This is a genomic window from Yersinia vastinensis, assembly GCF_044905075.1.
Taxonomy (GTDB): domain Bacteria; phylum Pseudomonadota; class Gammaproteobacteria; order Enterobacterales; family Enterobacteriaceae; genus Yersinia; species Yersinia vastinensis.
Genome location: NZ_CP173260.1, coordinates 4674625 through 4690847 on the forward strand (window position 1 = coordinate 4674625; position 16223 = coordinate 4690847).

Below are 16223 nucleotides of genomic sequence, written 5' to 3' on the forward strand. Positions count from 1 at the left end.
GGCTATACCCGATAGATTTCAAGATAACGGGTATAGCCACTGAGGTGAACATCATCAAATCACGCGGGAGAATTGCTGCCGGCGTGCCTGCTTACGTAAATAAATATCGAAACACATACAGATATTACGAATAAGCAAACGCCCACGCGGTGTTACCCGAATACCTTTGTCATCCCGCTCCACCAGCCCATCTTGCTCAAAAGGTGCCAGTAGCTCAAAATCTTCGGCAAAATAATCCGCAAAACGAATACCATAATGCTGCTCAATCGGCTGATAACTGATTTGGAAATTACAAATCAGTGTCTTAATCACATCGCGACGTAAACAATCATCTTCGGTCATGGTCAAGCCGCGCCACAATGCATTGCCACGTTGTTCCACAACAGCATAATAGGTCTTCAAATCTTTTTCGTTCTGCGCATAACTGTCACCCAGCATACTGATGGCTGAGACGCCCAAACCGAGTAAGTCACTCTCACCATGGGTGGTATAGCCTTGGAAATTACGATGTAATTTCCCCTCGCGTTGAGCAACCGCTAGTTCATCATCTGGTCGGGCAAAGTGATCCATACCAATAAACTGATAGCCGGATTCGGTTAAAAAACTGATCGTATGCTGCAAAATATCCAACCGCTGTGCGGCACTGGGAAGATCAGCATCTTTAATTTTACGTTGCGCAGCAAACAGACTCGGCAAGTGGGCATAATTGAAGACACTTAGGCGATCAGGGCTAAGTTCTGCGACCCGTTTAAGGGTAAAAGCAAAGCTCTCTGGTGTCTGTTTTGGCAAACCATAAATCAAATCAATATTGGTCGAGTTAAAACCCAAGGATTTGGCGCGAGCAATGAGTGCAAAGATAAAATCTTCATCTTGCTCACGATTAACCAGTCGTTGAACTTCTTTATTGAAATCCTGCACCCCCATGCTTAGGCGGTTAAAACCTTCAGCACGAAGATGGTCAAGCACATCCAGCTCAATTTCACGCGGGTCAACTTCAATTGACTGCTCCGCTCCGGGCAGAAAATCAAAATTCTCACGCAACAGGTTCATCAAATGAGTGATTTGTTTTTTATTCAGATAGGTTGGCGTGCCGCCGCCCCAGTGCATCTGGCTAACCTGACGTCCGGCAAACAATACCGCTCGCTGGCGGATCTCTTTCTCCAATACCGCCAGATATTCATCAGCTTTATGTTGCTGGCGCGTCACCAGTTTATTGCAGCCACAGAAGTAACAAAGCTTATGGCAAAACGGGATATGCACATACAGCGACAAAGGACGCTGCGGGTAACGTTTTACCGCCTGCTGAAAAGCAGATTCACTGTAATCTTCGCTAAACTCAAGCGCTGTAGGGTACGAAGTGTAGCGCGGCCCTGAATAATTATATTTTTGAATCAGGGACAGATCCCAAACTATAGCGTGCTCAGACATGTTCATTCCTTCCGATATTTTCGCTTACCGGGCCGGTTAGGGGGCAGATGTTTTCGTTGTCTGGCCGCAGTAGCGCTGCGCAATCGTGACCTACGTTGCGACAGTCGCCATAGTTTACCCAATAACCACAATAGATAACATGTTAGTAGTAGGGCTATTATCGGGATCACCCACCTCATGGTTTAAAATGCGTCTTTTGGATTACCGCTTTTCAGTAATCTTAAAATATCTTCCTGTTTTTCTTCTTGCTCTTCGTCGTCCTCATCATCACCTAATTCAATACCCAACTGCTCCATCAGGGCATCAATACGGTCTAACGTCAGATCCACATAAGCTTGGTCTTCTTTGCTTAATACTTCGTCGTTGTCCAGACGATCCAGCAATGCATCCAGACGTTCATCGTTTTCCAGCTTAGTCAGCTCTTCTTGCGGCGTCAGACGTGGCTTGGCTTCGACTTTCGCTACTGGCTTAGTGGTTGGCTTCGCTTTTACCTTGCTCTCAACGACCAAAGGTACAGGCACTTTGCTGCCAATGCGTGGATCTTTCTCTTGAGTCTGGGTTTGGCCTTTTTTATTGCTACCCTCAACATTGGTTCTCGCACCAGAGCGATTGCCGCTGTGTCTTTTCTGACGCTTACGCTCGCGTGCTTCAAGATCAAGCTCTACACGGGTCTTTTTATGGCGCTTTGGTGTCGCGGTGCCTTTCGGGGCCGCGCTAGTTGCGCGTGGTGCTTTATTTGGTTGCTTCATAACCTGTGCTCTTAAATGAGTATGGGATCGGATTGAGTATATACCCGGCATCTTTCAACTTGCAGAAGTGTTCGCAACACACAATCGCCCAAATCACTTATTCATGTAAGTTCATCGAGATTCCCTTGCTTGTAGCCTTCCCGCATTTTGAAATTTATTGGGTATAGATTTGGGCCGGAATCTAGCAGAAAGAAGAGAAAGAAAAAAGGCGGCAGATTAACCTGTCGCCTTTTTTCGCACCTTCTGCGGAAGGATATCCTTACAGCGCACTCCCTGCACTTACATAACGTCCCGGTTTCTCCCTCCTGCAACACGCCTTCCTTGCCATCCCTCCAACCCTGAAGGCGACTCACCCAGCACTCCGGCCTGTGTCCATAAACATCCTTTTATACCCATTATCTTTCAAGTTGTAGGGTTGTTAGCTGCCATCATTCACCCAATTCATTGCATTATCTCAACGCCTTGGGTCTATTCTGTTGCCGCTGACCTACAACTCAAAAGCTATTGGGGGTATAAGCTCCCTCTCTCATCCCTGGCTCACAGTATATCCATTACATTCCTTAAGCATAGGCCACTCTTCCTAAGTGATGATGCTCCTTGCCAGTGCATCCCGCACTGTTAAAACTATAATCAGTTATTTGTTTTTATTAAGAATAACAAATCACAAAACAACTGATCGTTAATAATAGTAGCGCATTTTTAATAAAGATTTTCTTAACAGTTCATAAATAATATGCCATTAACTTTCTCGACAATGACCACCAACTCACAAAAATTGGAATTTCATAAGAAAAAGTAGGAAAAGAGATTCGTTAGCCCCTCTTTAGGGTCAAGTTTGGCGGGAATAAAGATAAACCCCCTTTTTTCGGCCTGATGCAGTTATAATCGCTCCATGTAAGCAATCTCTCACGGAGACGACAAATTTTGACTATCAGAAACTATAACTATCACATGACTCATTTCGTCATCAGTGCTCCGGATATTCGCCATCTGCCGCGTGATGAAGGTATTGAAGTGGCATTTGCTGGCCGCTCAAATGCAGGTAAATCGAGTGCTCTCAATACATTAACCAACCAGAAAAGTCTGGCCAGAACCAGTAAAACACCGGGTCGTACTCAACTGATTAATTTATTTGAAGTCGTTGAGGGTGTACGCCTGGTCGACTTACCGGGATATGGTTATGCCGAAGTTCCGGAAGAGATGAAAATCAAGTGGCAACGGGCACTGGGTGAATATTTACAGAAACGTAACTGCCTGAAAGGATTAGTCGTTTTGATGGATATCCGCCATCCGCTGAAAGATTTGGATCAGCAGATGATTACTTGGGCGGTGGCCGTCGGTACTCCTGTTCTTTTATTACTGACCAAAGCAGACAAACTGGCTTCAGGTGCGCGTAAAGCCCAGTTGAATATGGTGCGGGAAGCAATCATTCCATTTATGGGGGATATTCAGGTTGAAGCTTTCTCATCACTGAAAAAGATTGGTGTTGATAAGTTACGGGAGAAACTGGATACCTGGTTCAGTGAAATTCCACCCGAAGTAATGATTGATGAGTATGACGACGAAGGTGAATAAAATTCGTCATTAAGCAGCCCGTAAGGGCTGTTTCTCGGTATATCTACCGCCTCCATCCTGTCAGCAAAAGCCCCATAAAAAACGCCCCAGTCAATAAATGACTGGGGCGGCTAATATACAGCCAAATCCGATTACGTGAAGTAAAAGGTCTGAAAGATAGAACATCTTACCTCTGTACCCTACGTCTGTAACTCTACATCATTTTTTCGCAGGGCAAAAGAATTTTTTGTTGTATAGTTACACAAATTGGCACGATTCAGCGCACAACATCCCCGCATTTCCGCCCATAAATGTAGCTTAATTACATAAAGTGCTTTATTTATCGTCACTTACCCGCACAACTAGTGAGCCTGATCCCAGTTCTCGCCAACACCGACATCAACTTTCAATGGCACGGCCAATTGCATGCTCTGCTCCATCAATTCACGGATTTTCTTCTCAGCGCTTTCCACCACACTTTCATGCACCTCAAACACCAATTCATCGTGTACCTGCATGATAACCCGAACCTTAGCTTCAGCTTCTTGCTGTAACCAAGCATCCACGGCAATCATGGCGCGCTTGATGATATCAGCAGCAGTCCCTTGCATCGGCGCATTGATAGCTTCACGTTCAGCCGCTTTACGGCGAGTCGCATTGCGTGAATGAATATCAGGTAAATAGAGGCGACGCCCATCAAGCGTGCTGACGTAACCTTGGTCCGCCGCTTGCTTGCGTGTGCGCTCCATATACTCCAGCACACCCGGGTAGCGCTCAAAATAGAGATCCATATAGCGTTGTGCTTCCCCGCGGGGAATGTTCAGCTGCCGCGCCAAACCAAATGCGCTCATACCATAAATCAAACCAAAGTTAATGGCCTTAGCACTGCGGCGCTGTTCATTGGTCACTTTATCCAGTGGAAGGCCAAAAACTTCTGCCGCCGTTGCACGGTGAATATCTTTTCCGGCCGCAAAAGCTGCCAACAGACCTTTATCCTGTGACAAATGGGCCATAATACGCAGTTCAATCTGTGAATAGTCAGCGGCCATAATGCGGTAATCTTTTGGCGCAATAAAAGCCTGACGTATACGACGCCCCTCTTCATTTCGCACCGGAATATTTTGCAAGTTAGGGTCACGGGAAGATAAACGCCCGGTTGCCGTGACAGCCTGATGATAAGAGGTATGAACACGCCCGGACACAGGGTTAATCATCAGTGGTAACTTATCGGTATAGGTACTTTTGAGTTTTGCTAAACCACGATACTCAAGAATCACTTTTGGCAGAGGGTAGTCCAATGCCAGTTCGGCCAGCACTTCTTCATTTGTTGAAGCCGCGCCACCGGGCGTTTTTTTCAAAACTGGCAGTTTTTGTTTTTCATACAAAATGACTTGTAACTGCTTAGGGGAAGCGAGATTAAACGGCTCTTCAGCCAATTCATGCGCTTGTTTCTCCAATTCATCAAGACGGATAGTGAGTTCTTTAGAGTGGGCCGCCAAAATATTTTGATCAATCAATACACCTGTGCGCTCAATACGAGATAACACGGGCAGCAGTGGCATTTCAATTTCCTGGAATACCCGCTTCAAACCGTCACTTTGCTGTAGTTTAGGCCACAACGCCAAATGCAGTTGTAGCGTGACATCGGCATCTTCTGCCGCGTAAGGCCCCGCTTGTTCTAATGCAATTTGGTTAAAGGTCAGTTGGTTCTTACCCTTACCAGCGATCTCTTCGAAGGTAATGGTTTTATGATTGAGATAGCGTTCCGCCAAACTGTCCATATCATGTCGGCCCGCGACACTGTCCAAAACATACGACTCGAGCATCGTATCAAAAGCAATACCACGCAGATCAATGCCATAGCGTGCCAACATACTTTGGTCAAACTTGAGATTTTGCCCCACTTTAAGGGCCTTATCGTCTTCCAATAAGGGCTTAAGCTGCGCCAGAACCCAATCACGATCAAGTTGTGCAGGTGCATCCAGATAATCATGTGCGACAGGCAAATAAGCGGCCTCGCCTGGAGCAACGGCAAACGAAAGGCCAATTAAATTGCTGCTGAGAGTATCAAGGCCGTCAGTCTCGGTATCAAAAGCGAAAACTTCTGCTTTTTTAAGCCGTTCAATCCAGTCAGCTAACGACTTTTCATCCAAGATGGTTTGATAATTTTCTTGTGACAATACAGCCGTCACTTCAGCCGCAGCGGCGGGTTCTGTGGCGATAAAAGATTTATTATTCGTCTGCCCTGTTGGCCGATCTTTTTTGCCATCCAACCACTTACCGGCTTCAACATCTGCCAGCCAGCGCTTAAATTCATAACGGCTGAAGAGCTGATGTAATTGCTCATCATCCGGTTGTGAGACCGTGAGTTCGTCACAAGTCACATCTAATTCAACATCTGTTTTAATGGTGGCTAATTTATAGGAGAGATAGGCAACATCTTTATTTTGCTCTAACTTAGCTGACATAGTTTTAGCGCCACGGAATGTCAGCGTGGATATTTTATCCAAATTACTAAACAGTGCATCTAACCCACCCAAACCTTGTAATAAAGCTTGAGCAGTCTTCTCACCCACACCCGGAACACCCGGAATATTGTCTGAGGAGTCCCCCATTAGCGCTAGAAAATCAATAATCAATTCAGGAGGCACGCCATATTTATCGCACACTTCTTGTGGCCCTAAAATAGCGTTATTCATTGTATTGATAAGAGTAATGTTTGGCGTAACTAATTGCGCCATATCTTTATCACCGGTACTAATTAATACCGCATGGCCGGCTTTTTCGGCTTCTTGCGCCAGAGTGCCAATAACATCATCAGCTTCAACACCGGAAACGACTAATAAAGGCAGCCCCATCGCCTTAACCATTTGATGAAGTGGCTCGATTTGAGCACGTAAATCATCAGGCATCGGTGGGCGATGAGATTTATATTCGGCGAACAGTTCATCACGAAATGTTTTGCCTTTAGCATCAAATACCACTGCCACATGGCTTGGGCGATACTGTAGCAAGAGGCTGCGCAACATGTTCAAAACGCCGTACATGGCGCCAGTTGGCTCACCACTGCTGTTCGTGAGTGGCGGAAAGGCATGATAAGCACGATAGAGGTAAGAGGAACCGTCAACGAGGATCAATGGGTTTTCTGCAATCTGGGCCATAGAGTTTCTTCATCTTTAATCAGCAAGGTCTAACGCTAAGAATGCCATAGCTGGCAGCAAGAGACGAATTTTAGCGTCCATTCTTGTGCGAAAGAGAGCATTTTACATGAAGATCCTCAAGATCTAACCTGTGGATAACTTTGTGCGTAAAAACGTGTGTATTTTATATTTGTCAAATGACTCTCAAATCCTTAATATTTAAAACCATAAAAATCAGTATGTTATAGTTATTGTTTTTTTGTTTTACTGTCATTATTTCTTTATCTAAATTGTGGATATTACTTATTCAGTTACCAGCATAAGGTAAATAAATTTTACTTATGGTAAATTTATCTTCCCAAATTTTTTATTACTTACGCCCACCTCATTTTCTCTTTTTGCATCACGAACATGACTATTTGCCTATCAGTAAAATAGATAAATAAATCATAAACAACACGGTAATAAATAAAAATAAATTATTCATCAGTATGACTATCACATTAGACAATACGATGCATTTATGACAACAAGATAATCATATTAGGACAGTGCGGATATTTGATAAAAAAAAGGGGCGAATAAAATTCAGCCCCTCTTTTTATATGATTAATGCGATTACTTTTGAGTCAGTAAAAACTTAACGACATCAGCATACTGCTTAACATAGTTATCCATTGAACTGGTATCTATGCCGTCATTTTTAATCATATATTTGCCATTAACAAACATGGCTGGTACACCACGTAATTGTAAATCTTCAGCGGCTTTTTGCTGCTGAACCACCAGTGATTTAACGACAAAACTATTTAATGCTGCATCATAGTCTTCGCCGCTCACACCCGCTTTGATAAATACATTACGAATATCATCCGGAGTTTGTACGGTCTGTGTTTTCTGTACACCCTCAAACATCAGTGGAGTCACTTTCTCCTCAACACCCAATGCCATTGCAACTGCCCATGCTTGGGTCAGTTCTTTACCCAATGGACCAAGGAATTCCACATGATAACGGGTCATTTTGACCCCTTCAGGCAGTGCTTTTTTGACTGTCTGAGGAACATGGTAAATCTCTTCAAACTGGTAGCAGTGCGGGCAATAGAATGAGAAAAACTCTAAAACCTGAGGCTCGCCAGTGACTGGCTTGTTTAACGTCTGGTACTGAGTACCATCGGTAAATTGTGCCGCCGATACACTGAATGCCATCACCATGCCAACGAGCGCTAACCATACATTTTTCATACTATAACAATCTCCATTATCTTCGCTTTAGTACATTGGCATCAGCTGCAAAGGGGGTGCCTGCAACAGCTTAACCTGCTCTGTAAATGATGCAGTCTGCTGTAACCAAAAATCAGACTCCGCCATCCACGGAAAACTTCTAGGAAATGCCGGGTCTTGCCAACGTCTGGCTACCCAAGCAAGGTAATAAACCATCCGCATCGCCCGCAAAGGTTCAATCAGTGCGAGTTCTCGCTGATCAAAATCAGCAAATTCACCATAGGCTTCTAGCAAAATATCTAACTGGATAAGCTGTTCACGACGATCCCCATGTAGCAACATCCAAAGATCCTGAACCGCAGGACCATTTCGGGCATCATCCAAGTCAACAAACATCGGCCCGTCACGCCACAAGATATTACCTGGATGACAGTCACCATGTAACCGTAATGGTTGCCAGTCTGTATGCCAATACTGCTTTATGGTACTTATCAGTAAATCCGTCGCAGCCAGGAACTTATCTCGCTGTTTTACTGGCACCAATTCACTGCTGGCCAACAACTGACGTGGCTCTGTCAGATACTCCTCAATACCTATCGTTGGGCGGGCGACAAAAAGTCTGTCACTTCCCACCTGATGAATCCGCCCTAGATAACGCCCCACCCATTCCAACTGATCAAGGTTATCTACTTCATACTGACGCCCACCAACACTTGGAAATACGGTAAAGAAAAAGCCGCCGTGAGTATGTAAGGTGTCCCCATTAAGTAGCAATGGGGCAATCACCGGGATCTCCGACTCCGCCAAATCAATCGAGAATTGATGCTCCTCAATAATTTGCTCACGGCTCCAGCGCTCGGGGCGATAGAACTTAACCACATATCGTTTACGCCCTTCATCCATAAACTGATAAACACGGTTTTCGTAGCTATTAAGCGCGGTTAACCCTGAATCCACGCGTAACCCCGCCCCGTCAAGGGCATCCATAATCAAGTCAGGTGACAACGTCTGAAAATTAAAAGCAGAGCTGTTCATAGCAACATTCAGTCTATATAAGTGACAGCGGCTTGCTGAGAATAAGAAATAGTATCATCAAAGCCCCTATCTACGCAGACAGGAGTATGACTAATCTTTAATGATGCCACGCGCGCGCAAGATGGCTGTTTTAAAGTCCTCTTCATAATCTTTTTTCAGACCAGGAATCACTTCTGTCGATGCTGAACCGCGCATTTTTAAGTGGTAAATAAGAATATCGTCGGTCAGATCTGAAAATTCACCTTTAAAACCCGCTTCAGCTGCCAATTTTTGTAAAAACTGCACCAAATTTAAATCAGGTTCTTGCTGCCAGGCTGGATGTAAAAGCTCAATGAGTTCATTAACACGATGGCATTTCATAACAAAATTATCCTATTCAAAAATATGCTGACAAAGTAGCAGGGATATTCACACAGGGAAAGAGAGCCTATTGTCAATAAAAGTAAATCCTGACCTACCCTCCTATTTAAAGATACAATTCATCTGCGAATTGAATACAACGGAGTGATAGAAATGCAGCCCAATATTACAGGCGTTATTCTTGCAGGAGGTCGTTCTTCCCGAATGGGAGGAAACGATAAAGGGCTTATTCTCCTGCACGATAAACCGTTGTATCAATATGTAATTGATAGATTAAAACCCCAAGTCAACGATATTCTGATTAATGCTAATCGCAATCAAGATCGCTATCAAGAGAGTGGAATTCAAGTTATTAATGATGCCATTACTGGCTTTGTAGGCCCTCTGGCAGGTATGCATGCAGGATTAACCCATTCAGCTACCGAATGGGTTATATTTGCTCCCTGTGACGTTCCAGCACTGCCTACCAATTTAGTCTCTCAACTTTGGCAAGGCAAACAGCAGGCATTGGCATCGTACGTACATGATGGTGAACGAGCACACCCGACATTGGCGTTAATGCATGTGAGTTTGCAGCCACTGCTGGCTCAGTATCTGGCTAATGGTGATCGCAAGCTAATGATATTTATGGACAGTATCGAGGCTCAACCCGTCATGTTCAACGGGAAAAGTCGACAATTTAGCAACCTCAATACCCAAGAAGATTGTGATTTATGGGAGCGAGGTAAAAAGGGGGAATGATGAGCCAAAAAGTACCGCCACTATTAGGTATCGCTGCGTACAGTGGCACAGGGAAAACAACATTACTTAAGAACCTGATTCCCTTGCTACAACAGCGACAAATCCGAGTCGGTTTAATCAAACATACTCATCACAATATGGAAATTGATACTCCGGGGAAGGATAGCTATGAATTACGTAAGGCTGGTGCACATCAAACTCTGGTCGCTAGCGATTGTCGTTGGGCATTAATGACGGAAACCCCAGAACAAAAACCGCTGGATCTCCACTACCTTGCCAGCAGGTTAGATGCCACAACTATTGATTTGATCTTGGTTGAAGGTTTTAAACATGAGCCAATCAATAAAATAGCACTCTATAGAGAAGCGGTTGGTAAACCTTTTTCTGGTTTGATTGATAGCTATGTCATTGCTTTAGCAAGTGATAAACCAATAGAGACCCTTGTAACACAATTGGATATTAATCAGCCGGATCAGATCGCTGAATTTATTTATCACTGGCTTAAAACTAACTCATCAGAAGTATAAAAAGAAAAAAGGCCACCCACAGGGTAGCCTTTTCTCTTTTACTTTTTTCTCAATCCACAAATACTTATGCATACACACTGATATTTGCTCATGTTCTTTATATTTTTGCACATAGCAAAAACCCCACGCTTTCGGCATGGGGTCTTGGCTTGATTTGATGCCTGGCAGTGTCCTACTCTCGCATGGGGAGACCCCACACTACCATCGGCGCTACGGCGTTTCACTTCTGAGTTCGGCATGGGATCAGGTGGGACCACCGCGCTATGGCCGCCAGGCAAATTCTGTTTTCATCAACTCGCTACACAATCACTCTCATGCAGCCAGCCAATTCAATCTGTAAACTTCGCTGAAAATCTCTCAAACACAAAACACCTTCGGTGTTGTAAGGTTAAGCCTCACGGATCATTAGTACTGGTTAGCTCAATGCATCGCTGCACTTACACACCCAGCCTATCAACGTCATAGTCTTTAACGTTCCTTCAGGGGGCTTAAAGCCCCAGGGAAGACTCATCTCGAGGCAAGTTTCCCGCTTAGATGCTTTCAGCGGTTATCTCTTCCGAATTTAGCTACCGGGCAGTGCCATTGGCATGACAACCCGAACACCAGTGATTCGTCCACTCCGGTCCTCTCGTACTAGGAGCAGCCCCTCTCAATCTTCCAACGCCCACGGCAGATAGGGACCGAACTGTCTCACGACGTTCTAAACCCAGCTCGCGTACCACTTTAAATGGCGAACAGCCATACCCTTGGGACCTACTTCAGCCCCAGGATGTGATGAGCCGACATCGAGGTGCCAAACACCGCCGTCGATATGAACTCTTGGGCGGTATCAGCCTGTTATCCCCGGAGTACCTTTTATCCGTTGAGCGATGGCCCTTCCATTCAGAACCACCGGATCACTAAGACCTACTTTCGTACCTGCTCGAGCCGTCACTCTCGCAGTCAAGCTAGCTTATGCCTTTGCACTAACCTCACGATGTCCGACCGTGATTAGCTAACCTTCGTGCTCCTCCGTTACTCTTTGGGAGGAGACCGCCCCAGTCAAACTACCCACCAGACACTGTCCTCACCCCGGATTACGGGGCCGAGTTAGAACATCAAACATTAAAGGGTGGTATTTCAAGGTTGGCTCCACGCAGACTGGCGTCCACGCTTCGATGCCTCCCACCTATCCTACACATCAAGGCTCAATGTTCAGTGTCAAGCTATAGTAAAGGTTCACGGGGTCTTTCCGTCTTGCCGCGGGTACACTGCATCTTCACAGCGAGTTCAATTTCACTGAGTCTCGGGTGGAGACAGCCTGGCCATCATTACGCCATTCGTGCAGGTCGGAACTTACCCGACAAGGAATTTCGCTACCTTAGGACCGTTATAGTTACGGCCGCCGTTTACTGGGGCTTCGATCAAGAGCTTCGCCTTGCGGCTGACCCCATCAATTAACCTTCCAGCACCGGGCAGGCGTCACACCGTATACGTCCACTTTCGTGTTTGCACAGTGCTGTGTTTTTATTAAACAGTTGCAGCCAGCTGGTATCTGCGACTGGCTTCGGCTACGAGAGCAAGTCTCTTTACCTAATGCCAGCGTGCCTTCTCCCGAAGTTACGGCACCATTTTGCCTAGTTCCTTCACCCGAGTTCTCTCAAGCGCCTGAGTATTCTCTACCTGACCACCTGTGTCGGTTTGGGGTACGATTTAATGTTACCTGATGCTTAGAGGCTTTTCCTGGAAGCTTGGCATCAACTACTTCTGCACCGTAGTGCATCGTCATCACACCTCAGCGTTGATAAGCAACCGGATTTACCAGGTCACTCCGCCTACATGCTTAAACCGGGACAACCGTCGCCCGGCTAGCCTAGCCTTCTCCGTCCCCCCTTCGCAGTAACACCAAGTACAGGAATATTAACCTGTTTCCCATCGACTACGCTTTTCAGCCTCGCCTTAGGGGTCGACTCACCCTGCCCCGATTAACGTTGGACAGGAACCCTTGGTCTTCCGGCGTGCGGGCTTTTCACCCGCATTATCGTTACTTATGTCAGCATTCGCACTTCTGATACCTCCAGCAAACCTCACAGTTCACCTTCAACGGCTTACAGAACGCTCCCCTACCCAACAACACCTAAGTGTCGCTGCCGCAGCTTCGGTGCATGGTTTAGCCCCGTTACATCTTCCGCGCAGGCCGACTCGACCAGTGAGCTATTACGCTTTCTTTAAATGATGGCTGCTTCTAAGCCAACATCCTGGCTGTCTATGCCTTCCCACATCGTTTCCCACTTAACCATGACTTTGGGACCTTAGCTGGCGGTCTGGGTTGTTTCCCTCTTCACGACGGACGTTAGCACCCGCCGTGTGTCTCCCGTGATAACATTCTTCGGTATTCGGAGTTTGCATCGGTTTGGTAAGCCGGGGTGGCCCCCTAGCCGAAACAGTGCTCTACCCCCGAAGATGAGTTCACGAGGCGCTACCTAAATAGCTTTCGGGGAGAACCAGCTATCTCCCGGTTTGATTGGCCTTTCACCCCCAGCCACAAGTCATCCGCTAATTTTTCAACATTAGTCGGTTCGGTCCTCCAGTTAGTGTTACCCAACCTTCAACCTGCCCATGGCTAGATCACCGGGTTTCGGGTCTATACCTTGCAACTAGACGCCCAGTTAAGACTCGGTTTCCCTACGGCTCCCCTATTCGGTTAACCTTGCTACAAAATATAAGTCGCTGACCCATTATACAAAAGGTACGCAGTCACACCACGAAGGTGCTCCCACTGCTTGTACGTACACGGTTTCAGGTTCTATTTCACTCCCCTCGCCGGGGTTCTTTTCGCCTTTCCCTCACGGTACTGGTTCACTATCGGTCAGTCAGGAGTATTTAGCCTTGGAGGATGGTCCCCCCATATTCAGACAGGATGTCACGTGTCCCGCCCTACTCATCGAGTTCACAGCAAGTGTGTTTTTGTGTACGGGACTATCACCCTGTACCGTGCGACTTTCCAGACGCTTCCACTAACACACAAACTGATTCAGACTCTGGGCTCCTCCCCGTTCGCTCGCCGCTACTGGGGGAATCTCGGTTGATTTCTTTTCCTCGGGGTACTTAGATGTTTCAGTTCCCCCGGTTCGCCTCGTTAGACTATGTATTCATCTAACGATAGTGCAACGAATTGCACTGGGTTTCCCCATTCGGGTATCGTCGGTTGTAACGCTTCATATCAGCTTACCGACGCTTTTCGCAGATTAGCACGCCCTTCATCGCCTCTGACTGCCTAGGCATCCACCGTGTACGCTTAGTCGCTTAACCTCACAACCCGAAGGTGTCTTTCGACCACTTGCGTTGTGATTATTTGAGAGACTCTAATACAGGTTACTTATTATCTCAGTACATCTACGGAGAGATAATGTTCAGCTGTATTGTTTCAATTTTCAGCTTGTTCCAGATTGTTAAAGAGCAATATCTTAAACACGACTCGTTAAAGTCATCTTTAAGTTATTTTGTGGTTCATCAAGAACCGGTGATAATGTCTTTCACACATTATCGGATTGGCGTCCCCAAGGGGATTCGAACCCCTGTTACAGCCGTGAAAGGGCAGTGTCCTAGGCCTCTAGACGATGGGGACACAAAAATTTCTACTGAATCAGCGATTCAGTATTTTTGTGTAAAGGTGAGAATGTGGTGACACATTCGAACGACTGATGCAGTAAAAACTCGATGCCGAGGTTTTATCGCACAATCATCACCCTCATCAACAGGTGCTCTTGCTCATTACTTTTATCAGACAATCTGTGTGGACACTACGCAATGCGTATCGTTAGGTAAGGAGGTGATCCAACCGCAGGTTCCCCTACGGTTACCTTGTTACGACTTCACCCCAGTCATGAATCACAAAGTGGTAAGCGCCCTCCCGAAGGTTAAGCTACCTACTTCTTTTGCAACCCACTCCCATGGTGTGACGGGCGGTGTGTACAAGGCCCGGGAACGTATTCACCGTAGCATTCTGATCTACGATTACTAGCGATTCCGACTTCATGGAGTCGAGTTGCAGACTCCAATCCGGACTACGACAGACTTTATGTGGTCCGCTTGCTCTCGCGAGTTCGCTTCACTTTGTATCTGCCATTGTAGCACGTGTGTAGCCCTACTCGTAAGGGCCATGATGACTTGACGTCATCCCCACCTTCCTCCGGTTTATCACCGGCAGTCTCCTTTGAGTTCCCACCATTACGTGCTGGCAACAAAGGATAAGGGTTGCGCTCGTTGCGGGACTTAACCCAACATTTCACAACACGAGCTGACGACAGCCATGCAGCACCTGTCTCACAGTTCCCGAAGGCACCTAAGCATCTCTGCTCAGTTCTGTGGATGTCAAGAGTAGGTAAGGTTCTTCGCGTTGCATCGAATTAAACCACATGCTCCACCGCTTGTGCGGGCCCCCGTCAATTCATTTGAGTTTTAACCTTGCGGCCGTACTCCCCAGGCGGTCGACTTAACGCGTTAGCTCCGGAAGCCACGCCTCAAGGGCACAACCTCCAAGTCGACATCGTTTACAGCGTGGACTACCAGGGTATCTAATCCTGTTTGCTCCCCACGCTTTCGCACCTGAGCGTCAGTCTTTGTCCAGGGGGCCGCCTTCGCCACCGGTATTCCTCCAGATCTCTACGCATTTCACCGCTACACCTGGAATTCTACCCCCCTCTACAAGACTCTAGCTTGCCAGTTTCAAATGCAGTTCCCAAGTTAAGCTCGGGGATTTCACATCTGACTTAACAAACCGCCTGCGTGCGCTTTACGCCCAGTAATTCCGATTAACGCTTGCACCCTCCGTATTACCGCGGCTGCTGGCACGGAGTTAGCCGGTGCTTCTTCTGCGAGTAACGTCAATCACTTCACGTATTAAGTGAAATGCCTTCCTCCTCGCTGAAAGTGCTTTACAACCCGAAGGCCTTCTTCACACACGCGGCATGGCTGCATCAGGCTTGCGCCCATTGTGCAATATTCCCCACTGCTGCCTCCCGTAGGAGTCTGGACCGTGTCTCAGTTCCAGTGTGGCTGGTCATCCTCTCAGACCAGCTAGGGATCGTCGCCTAGGTGAGCCATTACCCCACCTACTAGCTAATCCCATCTGGGCACATCCGATGGCGTGAGGCCCGAAGGTCCCCCACTTTGCTCTTTCGAGGTCATGCGGTATTAGCTACCGTTTCCAGTAGTTATCCCCCTCCATCAGGCAGTTTCCCAGACATTACTCACCCGTCCGCCGCTCGCCGGCAAAGTAGCAAGCTACTTTCCGCTGCCGCTCGACTTGCATGTGTTAGGCCTGCCGCCAGCGTTCAATCTGAGCCATGATCAAACTCTTCAATTTAAGATTTGTTTGATTTGCTACCCTTTCCTTAATGAAAAGCAAAGAGAGCGATGCTCAAAGATTACTTTCTGCAAATATGCATTCGAACCGAAGTTCAAATGTTTACTGCTTTGGTCACTCT

Annotated in this window: 9 protein-coding genes, 1 tRNA gene and 3 rRNA genes; 3 read left to right on the plus strand and 10 right to left on the minus strand. The window is 46.6% G+C overall.

All coding sequences use genetic code 11. The features are described 5' to 3' along the window. Nucleotides 1–54: 54 nt before the first annotated feature. Together hemN and yihI are read right to left on the minus strand one after the other, a co-directional pair. Complete coding sequence (hemN, locus tag ACIOG0_RS21645) at nt 55–1428, minus strand: oxygen-independent coproporphyrinogen III oxidase (RefSeq protein WP_050101132.1); 1374 nt, start codon at nt 1426–1428, stop codon at nt 55–57. A gap of 182 nt (nt 1429–1610) precedes the next feature. Then, complete coding sequence (yihI, locus tag ACIOG0_RS21650; RefSeq protein WP_050101133.1) at nt 1611–2177, minus strand: Der GTPase-activating protein YihI; 567 nt, start codon at nt 2175–2177, stop codon at nt 1611–1613. A gap of 924 nt (nt 2178–3101) precedes the next feature. Here yihI and yihA point away from each other — a divergent pair. Beyond that, nucleotides 3102–3752, plus strand: coding sequence for a ribosome biogenesis GTP-binding protein YihA/YsxC (yihA, locus tag ACIOG0_RS21655; protein WP_050101135.1), 651 nt, complete (start codon nt 3102–3104; stop codon nt 3750–3752). Nucleotides 3753–4093: 341 nt separating this feature from the next. On the opposite strand, the gene polA is transcribed toward yihA, so the two are convergent. The 4 genes from polA to ACIOG0_RS21675 form a co-directional block, all read right to left on the minus strand. Beyond that, entirely contained in the window at nt 4094–6892 is a 2799-nt protein-coding gene (gene polA, locus ACIOG0_RS21660) for a DNA polymerase I (RefSeq protein WP_050101136.1), read from the minus strand. A 597-nt stretch (nt 6893–7489) separates the two neighbouring features. Beyond that, entirely contained in the window at nt 7490–8113 is a 624-nt protein-coding gene (dsbA, locus tag ACIOG0_RS21665; protein ID WP_050141047.1) for a thiol:disulfide interchange protein DsbA, read from the minus strand. A 27-nt stretch (nt 8114–8140) separates the two neighbouring features. Then, nucleotides 8141–9127, minus strand: a complete 987-nt coding sequence (locus ACIOG0_RS21670) for a serine/threonine protein kinase (RefSeq protein WP_050101138.1) — start codon at nt 9125–9127, stop codon at nt 8141–8143. Between the two features lie 90 nt (nt 9128–9217). Next, on the minus strand, nt 9218–9487 hold the full coding sequence (locus tag ACIOG0_RS21675; RefSeq protein ID WP_050101139.1) for a YihD family protein: 270 nt from the start codon (nt 9485–9487) through the stop codon (nt 9218–9220). Between the two features lie 153 nt (nt 9488–9640). Between ACIOG0_RS21675 and mobA the strand changes: the two genes are divergently transcribed. Together mobA and mobB are read left to right on the plus strand one after the other, a co-directional pair. Beyond that, nucleotides 9641–10228 (plus strand): molybdenum cofactor guanylyltransferase MobA, encoded by a 588-nt coding sequence (gene mobA, locus ACIOG0_RS21680; protein ID WP_050101140.1) that lies wholly within the window; start codon nt 9641–9643, stop codon nt 10226–10228. Continuing rightward, entirely contained in the window at nt 10228–10755 is a 528-nt protein-coding gene (gene mobB, locus ACIOG0_RS21685) for a molybdopterin-guanine dinucleotide biosynthesis protein MobB (RefSeq protein ID WP_050101141.1), read from the plus strand. The genes mobA and mobB overlap by 1 nt, the downstream gene beginning before the upstream one ends. A gap of 159 nt (nt 10756–10914) precedes the next feature. Here the strand turns inward: mobB and rrf are convergent. The 4 genes from rrf to ACIOG0_RS21705 all read right to left on the minus strand — a co-directional run bounded on the left by rrf (nt 10915) and on the right by ACIOG0_RS21705 (nt 16102). Next, nucleotides 10915–11030, minus strand: a 5S ribosomal RNA gene (rrf, locus tag ACIOG0_RS21690). A gap of 109 nt (nt 11031–11139) precedes the next feature. Beyond that, nucleotides 11140–14046, minus strand: a 23S ribosomal RNA gene (locus ACIOG0_RS21695). 240 nt (nt 14047–14286) lie between these two features. Further along, nucleotides 14287–14362: transfer RNA gene (locus ACIOG0_RS21700), tRNA-Glu, on the minus strand. A gap of 197 nt (nt 14363–14559) precedes the next feature. Next, nucleotides 14560–16102 (minus strand): 16S ribosomal RNA (locus ACIOG0_RS21705). Together the 16S, 23S and 5S rRNA genes with 1 tRNA gene alongside form the textbook arrangement of a ribosomal RNA operon. Between the last annotated feature and the right edge of the window lie 121 nt (nt 16103–16223).

What these genes read in the sequence shown, in the direction of transcription:
- polA (WP_050101136.1), bottom strand. Translation starts at nt 6,892, where the DNA reads ATGGCCCAGATTGCAGAAAACCCATTGATCCTCGTTGACGGTTCCTCT.
- ACIOG0_RS21675 (WP_050101139.1), bottom strand. Translation starts at nt 9,487, where the DNA reads ATGAAATGCCATCGTGTTAATGAACTCATTGAGCTTTTACATCCAGCC.
- mobB (WP_050101141.1), top strand. Translation starts at nt 10,228, where the DNA reads ATGAGCCAAAAAGTACCGCCACTATTAGGTATCGCTGCGTACAGTGGC.
- ACIOG0_RS21670 (WP_050101138.1), bottom strand. Translation starts at nt 9,127, where the DNA reads ATGAACAGCTCTGCTTTTAATTTTCAGACGTTGTCACCTGACTTGATT.
- hemN (WP_050101132.1), bottom strand. Translation starts at nt 1,428, where the DNA reads ATGTCTGAGCACGCTATAGTTTGGGATCTGTCCCTGATTCAAAAATAT.
- dsbA (WP_050141047.1), bottom strand. Translation starts at nt 8,113, where the DNA reads ATGAAAAATGTATGGTTAGCGCTCGTTGGCATGGTGATGGCATTCAGT.
- yihI (WP_050101133.1), bottom strand. Translation starts at nt 2,177, where the DNA reads ATGAAGCAACCAAATAAAGCACCACGCGCAACTAGCGCGGCCCCGAAA.
- mobA (WP_050101140.1), top strand. Translation starts at nt 9,641, where the DNA reads ATGCAGCCCAATATTACAGGCGTTATTCTTGCAGGAGGTCGTTCTTCC.